General features: G+C 58.6%; 7 protein-coding genes. 2 read left to right on the top strand and 5 right to left on the bottom strand.

Features of this window, described 5'->3' with window-relative positions; translation table 11 throughout:
- Nucleotides 1-141 precede the first annotated feature (141 nt).
- The 5 genes from GHN86_RS22655 to GHN86_RS22635 form a co-directional block, all read right to left on the bottom strand.
- Nucleotides 142-1,530: a sensor histidine kinase gene (locus GHN86_RS22655; protein ID WP_153387358.1), complete on the bottom strand. Its 1,389-nt coding sequence runs from the start codon at nucleotides 1,528-1,530 to the stop codon at nucleotides 142-144.
- Entirely contained in the window at nucleotides 1,508-2,191 is a 684-nt protein-coding gene (locus GHN86_RS22650; RefSeq protein WP_153383118.1) for a response regulator transcription factor, read from the bottom strand. The genes GHN86_RS22655 and GHN86_RS22650 overlap by 23 nt, the downstream gene beginning before the upstream one ends.
- Nucleotides 2,192-2,587: 396 nt before the next feature.
- Nucleotides 2,588-4,717: an FAD-dependent oxidoreductase gene (locus GHN86_RS22645; protein ID WP_153383116.1), complete on the bottom strand. Its 2,130-nt coding sequence runs from the start codon at nucleotides 4,715-4,717 to the stop codon at nucleotides 2,588-2,590.
- A gap of 50 nt (nucleotides 4,718-4,767) precedes the next feature.
- Entirely contained in the window at nucleotides 4,768-5,595 is an 828-nt protein-coding gene (locus tag GHN86_RS22640; RefSeq protein WP_153383114.1) for an alpha/beta fold hydrolase, read from the bottom strand.
- 17 nt (nucleotides 5,596-5,612) lie between these two features.
- Complete coding sequence (locus GHN86_RS22635; RefSeq protein ID WP_323369625.1) at nucleotides 5,613-6,944, bottom strand: MFS transporter; 1,332 nt, start codon at nucleotides 6,942-6,944, stop codon at nucleotides 5,613-5,615.
- Nucleotides 6,945-7,138: 194 nt separating this feature from the next.
- Between GHN86_RS22635 and GHN86_RS22630 the strand changes: the two genes are divergently transcribed.
- Both GHN86_RS22630 and flgN read left to right on the top strand, forming a co-directional pair.
- Nucleotides 7,139-7,423: a flagellar biosynthesis anti-sigma factor FlgM gene (locus GHN86_RS22630; protein ID WP_153383112.1), complete on the top strand. Its 285-nt coding sequence runs from the start codon at nucleotides 7,139-7,141 to the stop codon at nucleotides 7,421-7,423.
- Nucleotides 7,420-7,854: a flagellar export chaperone FlgN gene (gene flgN, locus GHN86_RS22625; RefSeq protein WP_153383110.1), complete on the top strand. Its 435-nt coding sequence runs from the start codon at nucleotides 7,420-7,422 to the stop codon at nucleotides 7,852-7,854. The genes GHN86_RS22630 and flgN overlap by 4 nt, the downstream gene beginning before the upstream one ends.
- Nucleotides 7,855-7,980: the final 126 nt, after the last annotated feature.

Raw genomic sequence — 7,980 nt, 5'->3', positions numbered from 1 at the left:
CCCACTCCGCGAAACCTCCTCTCGGCCTCCCGAAGGGGCGGCAGATCAAGATCAAAAACCAGATCACAAGCAGATCACAAGCAGATCACAAGCAGATCAAAATCTCGGTGGCGATGAGGGTATCTAAAGCATGTGCTGTGCTTAAAGGTTATTGATCAAACTCTGCCGACAGTGCAGGGTCAACCAGGCCCCGCCGTTATCGCGATTACGCACCTCCAGGCTAAAACCATGCAGGCTGACAATCGCCGCCACAATGGATAACCCCAGACCGAAGCCCGCATGGGTGTCATCACACCGATAAAAGCGCTGAAACACAGCCACACGTTCAGCCTCCGGGATGCCCAGCCCGGTATCCAGCACTTCAATGCGTGGACTACCGTCATCGTTGACCGCACGCAAAATCACCTCACCGCCGGGTGGGGTGAATTTGATCGAATTGCTCAACAAGTTGCTCAGCGCTTCAAACAGCAAGGCGCGGTCGCCGACCAGACTTGGCAGTGGTTGGTCGGCATCCAGAGTCAACGTGATCTGTCCTTCCTCCGCCAGTGGCAGATAAAAATCGTACAGTTCCTGAAGCAAAGGCAAAGGATCGAGTTGCAAGAAGCCCGAACGACGCTGGTGGTCTTCCAGCTCGGAAATTCGCAACAACCCGCGAAAGCGCGCCATCAGCGTGTCCGTTTCACCAATCACTTCTTCCAATTGCAGGGCCTCGGGGGAGCCTTCTGCCGCTTGCTGTTGAATCCGGTACAACTGCGCACGCAGCCGGGTCAGCGGGGTGCGCAGATCGTGGGCGATGTTGTCGCACACGCCTTTGACTTCATGCATCAGCAGTTCGATACGGTCGAGCATGGCGTTGACAATCGCGGCCAGCATGTCCAATTCATCGCGCCGATCCGACAGCGGCAGGCGATAGGTCAAGTCACCGGCGACGATGGCCTCGGCGCTGGCCTGAATGGCCCGTACCCGTTGCAATGGGCGTCGGCGCAATAAGTGCCAGCCAGCAATGCCGGGGATGATGGTCAGTGATATCCCCCACAACAGCGCATGCAGAATGATCCGCGTCACCGCAAACAGTGAGCCGTTATCACGCACCAGCACCAGCCAGCGGCCATCCGGGGTCTGCGTGGCGACGGCGTCACAGCTGTCTTGCGGCAGGTTGGGGTCATCGGAAACGATGCAGGTGCTCAATTCATGGATTTCACCGTCCAGCGGCAGGTCTTCGGGAATGCTCTGAATGGGGCCGCTCAGCGGGCGCAGCTGCGCATCAAACAAACCATACGCATCTACCGTGCGCATATCGAACGTCAGGCTAGTGGCCAACGCTTCGTCCAGCTGCTCGCCCTGAAAGCGCGAGAACAAGTGCTGGCGTTGCATCAAGGAGTGCTTGGCCAGGTTGCCCAGATAGTCCGACACCTCGTAATACAGCACCCCCATGAGGATGCAGCTCCAGGCCACGAACAGGAAACTGTACAGCGCCAGCAGTCGGCTGCTGGAGGAACGCCAGCCCTTAGAGGGGTTCGGCAATGACATAACCCGAGCCTCGAACGGTGCGAATCAATGGCACCAGGCCCTGAGGATCAATTTTTTTGCGCAGGCGACCGATGTGCACGTCGATCAGGTTGGTGCCAGGGTCGAAGTGATAACCCCAGACTTCTTCGAAAATCATCATGCGCGAAAGAATTTGCCCGGTGTTGCGCATCAAAAATTCCAGCAGTTTGTATTCGGTGGGCAGCAGGCTCAGTTGTTGCTCGGCACGACTGGCTTCGCGGGTGATCAGGTTGAGCTCCAGGTCGGCCACACGCAACGAGGTTTCGTATTTGTCGACCGGGCTTTTACGGCGCAACAACACTTCGACCCGAGCGGCCATTTCGTCACTGGCAAAGGGTTTGGTCAGGTAATCATCGCCACCGGCGCGCAGGCCCCGAACGCGTTCGTCAACATCGGAAAGGGCGCTGATCATCAGAATCGGCGTGCTGACACCGATGGTGCGCAAGGTGGTCACAATGGCCAGGCCGTCGAGTTCAGGGAGCATGCGGTCGAGGGTGATCAGGTCATAATCGCCGCTGACAGCGCGTACCAACCCTTCGCGGCCATTGGCCACCCAATCGACTTCCAGCCCGTGGCTGCTTAATTCAGCCACGATTTCTTTAGCCGTTACGGCATCGTCTTCGATGGTCAAAATGCGGGGCATACATTCACCTGAGTGGGCTTTTTGTCGATGAGCACATTTTGCCCGCAAAAAGCTGAAACGTTTCTTAAGAAAATTTCATGTTCAGCCTAGGGGCTGTTCATGCTAGTCCAAATCCCACTCGGTGTTTGAATCGGGTGCCTCAATGCGGTGCAGATAACCTGTGCAGGCCATGCAGGGAACGCCAAACCGCGTAGCAGCTGACGAGTAATGCGAGGCTGCGTTCGACGATGCAATCGTCGCCAGCTGTCTTTGTGTGTCGTATCTGAAACCAAAAATCCGGCCATCATAATGCACCGGATTACATGGTTTTACGGCGGCTTCGCCGCCGATCGCAGCCTCGCATTACTCGTCAGCTGCTACACGCATTTTGCGTGAAGGAAATAGGCCGATGCTGACTCAGGCTTCGCGGCCTGCTTTATGGCCCGCGCTGATAGCTCCTTCGATGTAGCCAATAGTCTGGCAATCACCAATGCTGCTGGCACGTAAACCTGCGCGGCTCAGTTCATCCAGCAAATCGGTATTGGGTTGCGCACCGATGGCCAGCACCACAGAGTCGGCTTCACTGTACGCTGCCTGCCCGTCAGCCAATTGATAATGCACGCCCTTGGCGTCAATGGCCGTCACACTGGCACCGGTCTTGAGATCGCCGCCGTGCACACGGATTTCATGCAGCACTCGCCAGCGCCGCACAATGGCCAGCTCTCGACCCAAATGGGTGCCGCTCTCCAGCACGGTCACTTGTCGGCCGCGGGCCAGCAGAAATTCGGCCAGCTCCAACCCCACCAGTCCGCCGCCAATAATGGTCACGCGCTTGCCCAAGGGCATCCACATCCGCGACAGTTTTTGCAGGGCTTCGCTGCTGTCGGTTACACCCGCCAAACTACCGGCTTTCATCAAGGTGCGCTGGGTGAAGGACAGTTTGCGTTTGGCGATTTCATCCGCCCGGTCGCCGGTCATCAAGCGACGCAGTTCGTCACCGCTCCACACATGGTCCAGCTCGGCTCCGGGAATGGCCGGGGCTGAACGCTCGGCACCCACCGCCACCAGCACCTGATCAGCAGCCAAGTCGCGCAACAGGGCAGGGCTGGCGGTGGTGTTAAGGCGAACGTCAATCGATGATTGCTGCACCTGCACCTTGAGGTTGTCCAGCAGCTTGGCGTTTTCGGCGTAGGCCAGGCCCGCAAAGAACAGCGTGCCGCCCAGACGGTCGCTGCGCTCCAGCAATGTCACCCGATGCCCGCGCAGGGCGGCCACGCGAGCGGCTTCCATGCCAGCAGGCCCTGCGCCGATGACGACGATATGTTTGGCTGAAAGTGTGGGGCTGATGACGTATTCAAATTCATGCCCGGTCATAGGATTGACGGCGCACTTGACCCGTTCATTGACGAAGATCTGGCTGACGCAGACATAGCAATAAATGCACGGCCTGATGGTGTTTTCCTGGCCGTTGCTCAATTTGTTCGGCAGTTCAGGGTCGGCCAGCAGCTTGCGAGCCATAGCCACAAAGTCACAGTCGCCGCGTTTCAAGGCGGCTTCGCCAGACTGCGGCTCAATACGGCCTACCGCGATCACGGGCAGGTTAACGCTGCGCTTGATGGCCGCCGTCCATTCCATAAAACCGTCCGGCTTTTGCACCAGTGGCGCTTCGGTGAACACCACGCCGCTGGTGATGCGCGCGCTGGCCGAGACGCTGACGGCATCCACGCCTGCAGCCTCCGCCATACCCGCCACGGCCTGGGCGTCTTGCAAGGTGATGCCGTTGGGGGTGTGCAGTTCTTCGGCATCCAGCCTCAGCCACACAGCAAATTCGTCACCGACCCTGGCCCGCACGGCAGCGATGATGTCCAGCAGCAGTCGGGCGCGGTTCTCCAGCGTGCCGCCATAGTCGTCTTCACGCTGGTTGTAATAGGAGGACAGGAAACCGGCAATGATGTAACCGTGGGCCGCGTGTATTTCGACACCGTCGAACCCGGCTCTTTTGGCACGGTCGGCTGCCTGAGCAAACCAGTCGATCATTTGCGCGATGTCGGCGTCGTCCATCACCCGGATCGGTGAGCCTTCGGCGCGACGTTTCATGGAGCTGACAAAGTTGGCCAACTCTTCAGGCGTCAAGGCCGCCATCATGTCGCTTTGCAGCACTGGCGGTACCGAAGGCACCCATAACTGCCGACCTTCAGCCATGTCACGCACCGAGGTTTTGCCAGCGTGTTGCAGTTGCATGGCGATCTTCGCGCCGTGCTGGTGAACGCGTTCAGCGAGGCGGCTGAGACCGGGGATGAAGTCATCGCTGGACACCCCTACCTGAAAGGGCTCCGCTGTGCCAGCCGGGAACGCCACCGAGCACACGCCCATGATCAATAAACCGGCGCCGCCACGGGCGCGGGCCTCGTAATACGCTTGAATGCGTTCGCCGCAGTGACCACTGGCTTCAGCGAAATTGGAACCCATTGGCGCCATGATGATGCGGTTACGCAGCTGGAGCGAACCGATGCGTCCGGGGGCCAGCAACTGAGGGAATTTTGTCATTGTTATTTCAGTCCGAGCGCAAGTAATGGAGATGAAACGTCAGGCATCGCTCAGCTTCGCAGAAATTCCAGACAAGCTTTGTTGAACAGCTCTCGGTGTTCGACCTGAACCCAGTGTCCGCAGCGGTTGAGCATGATAAAGCGGGCATTGGGTGCATGCTTGAGCACTTTCAGGGCGCCAGTGGCCGGGTTGAAGTTGTCATCCGTGCCCCAGAACCCGAGGATCGGCGCTTGCAGCTCTTCGAGGCGATCGGTCATGTTCGGCACCATCATGGTGGTGAACAGATTACGCGGCTGATGCACGGCCACGGCCACACGCTCGGCCAGCAGGTTGTCGTCCAGTTGCGAGCTGTCGAACAGTTGCAAACTCATGATCCGACGCATTTGTTCAATGCCCAGCGGCCCGGCGTTGTACAGCTCGACCATGCGCTGGATGCCGATCATCTGGAAATAGGTTTCGCGTTCTTCCACGCCGCCCGGAGCCATGAGAATCAACTTCTCTACACGCTCGGGTTCAGCCAGCGCCAGGCCCAGCGCGATCGCGCCGCCCAGTGAGTTGCCGAGCAGGGTCGCGCGTTTGACGCCCACCGCCTTGAGAAACCCGGACATCGTGTTGACGAAAAACTCGAGATCGTAGTTCACCTCTTCGGGTTTGTCCGAGCGCCCGAAGCCCGGCAAATCCACCACCAGATTGCGAAAACCGGCGGCGACAAATTGCGGGTAGTTGCCTTTGAAATTGCTGTAGCCGCTGGCTCCCGGGCCGCTGCCGTGTAGCCATAGCACGACCGGGCCGCTGCCCTCGTCGAGAAAGTGCAGGCGCAGGCCGTTGTCCAGGGTGACGAAGTGGCCGATCGGCAGTGGCAGGTCTTGTTCAGTCATTTCAGGCTCTCCAGGTATCAGGCGCTGACGGCGTTCGCCAAAGGGGCGGGCGACGGCGCAATGTTGTTCAGGTGATTACGGTAGCGTGGCAAGGCCATGGCCAGAAAAACCGAGGCCACTACCAGCAGCGACACACAGGACGCCAAGGCATAGCGCAGGCCTTCACTGCCCAAGCGATGGGCGAAGCCGTCACTGAGCATGCCAATCAATAGAGGGCCGACGCCGACACCGAGCAACGTCATGGCCATCACGAAAATAGCGGTCGCTTGCGCCAGTCGGGTCGCCGGGAACAGATGCGAGATAGCTCCCAGACACGGCGTTGCCCACCACGTACCAAAGAAGCTGAACACGCTGTAAAACAGGAACGCGGTGGGCACCGGGGTGGTACCGATTGAAAACGCAGTGCCAACGGGCCAGAGGAAATAAGCCAGACCAAACGGGATACTGATCAGCGTCCCGAGTAGCGGCACACCGATTTGCCAGCCCTTATCGCGGCGCGCCAGACGGTCACAGAGAATGCCGCAGGAGAGGGTGCCCAAGGTCGCACCCGCGCCTCCGGCCACCCCGGCCAACAACCCGGCATCTTGCAGGCTCAAGCCGTGGGAGCGAATCAGGAAGCTGGGGCTCCAGGTGCCAATGGCGTATCCGGCGATGGCGGCTGAGCCGCCGGTCAGTACCAGCCACAGATAAGACGGGGTTTGAAACAATTCGCGGATGGTCGTGGCCCAATGGGTCTGCACGGCTTGCCTGGGGCTGACCAGCATCGCCGGTTTGGGCGCACGCACAGTCAACAGCAACAGCAAACCGAGGAAAATGCCCGGAGCGCCGATCACCACAAATGCCGTGCGCCAGCCGTAATGCTGAGCGATCCAGCCGCCAAGCCCCAAGCCAAAAATAGCGCCCAGGCTGGAACCCAGCATCAGCACTGAAAGTGCCGTTGAACGCCGCTCTGGCGGGTACAGATCCGAGACCATCGCCATTGACGGCGCAGTGCCGCCGGCCTCGCCGATGGCCACCCCGATGCGGGCTACCACCAGCATTGTGAAACTGGCGGCGAGGCCGCAGAAAATCGTCATTACGCTCCAGGCAATGCAACTGAGCGCAATGATCGGCTTGCGCCCGATTCGGTCGGACAGACGCCCCAACGGAAATCCGAACAGGGTGTAAAACACCGCGAACGTCACGCCCGACAGCAGTCCGATACCGGTGTCGGAAATGCCGAACTCAGCTTTCACTGGCTCGATCAAAATCGCCATCAGCAGCCGGTCGATGTAATTGAACACGTAAATGGCAGCCAACACGCCTAATGCGTAGTGCGTTCGCCAGGTGGGGCGCAAGGATGAGGTCACAACGGGTTCTCCCGGTTTTGTTCTAGTCGTCGAGTTATTCCATGGACAGGGGGGCGGGTACATCGTCCATTTAGACCAGCCGCAGGGTTAACTGGGGAAGCACACAGCGAAGCAGGATTTTTTAAAAAGTTATTTAAGTGCGTCCTGCATTGGGTCGCCTTGGGTTCATATACCTCCTGGTTCTGGAACCCATCATGGAAATTACCCGTCAGCCGGCTAGCGGATTTAGCCGTTGTGCCGAGTCTGCGAACACCGTTAAAAGCGAGCCTGCCACCGGCAAAGGCGTTGCTGCGGTCAGCGCGACCCCTTCAGTCAAACCGGGCCTTGAACAGATCCAGTTGGTACTGAGTCAATTACCGTCTGTAGACATGGACACCGTCACGCGCCTCAAATCCGCCCTGGCGGCGGGCGAGATAGCCACTGACAGTGCAGCACTGGCGGCCGCGATGCTGGAGTATCACCGGGGTGATAGCCGTTGAGTCAGCGTGATCAACTATTCGGCATCATTGAGCAGGATGTGTTTGATGACGTCAGGGATTTTGGCTTACTCAATGAACACATGAACCGTCTTTATTCGTTATTGCTGGCCCGTGACACGGTAGAAATCAACGTGGTCAATGAGTGCATTCTGCCGTTGCTCGATGCTGTACGAGGGCGTGCTCGTCGTCGTAGCAAAGTGATGGGGGCTTTCCAACTGCGCGGAGAGCCTCAGGCAATGGACACCCTGATCGGTTATTTCGCGCCTGACAGGCGCACACGGATACAAACAGCGTGGTTAAACGTAGTGAGCAGTGCTGAGCGATGTCTTTTGCTGAACGAGCGCAATGGCAAAGTACTTGCTACGCAGAGTGAGATTGTTCAGGGGTTGTTGGACCCGCATGCGGGGGATTTGTACGCGCCGGGGTATTGAAGTAGTTGTGGAGCGTCTTGCAGTTGCAGTTGCAGTTGCAGTAGATCTTGATCTTGATCTGGCTTTTGATCTTGATCTTGATCTACCGCCCCATCGGGAGGCCGAGTGGAGGTTCTGCGGAGTGGG

The organism is Pseudomonas helleri, assembly GCF_009600315.1.
GTDB lineage: Bacteria > Pseudomonadota > Gammaproteobacteria > Pseudomonadales > Pseudomonadaceae > Aquipseudomonas > Aquipseudomonas helleri_A.
Note: the sequence above shows the minus strand (reverse complement) of the source record. Positions and strands in the feature narration are given on the sequence as shown.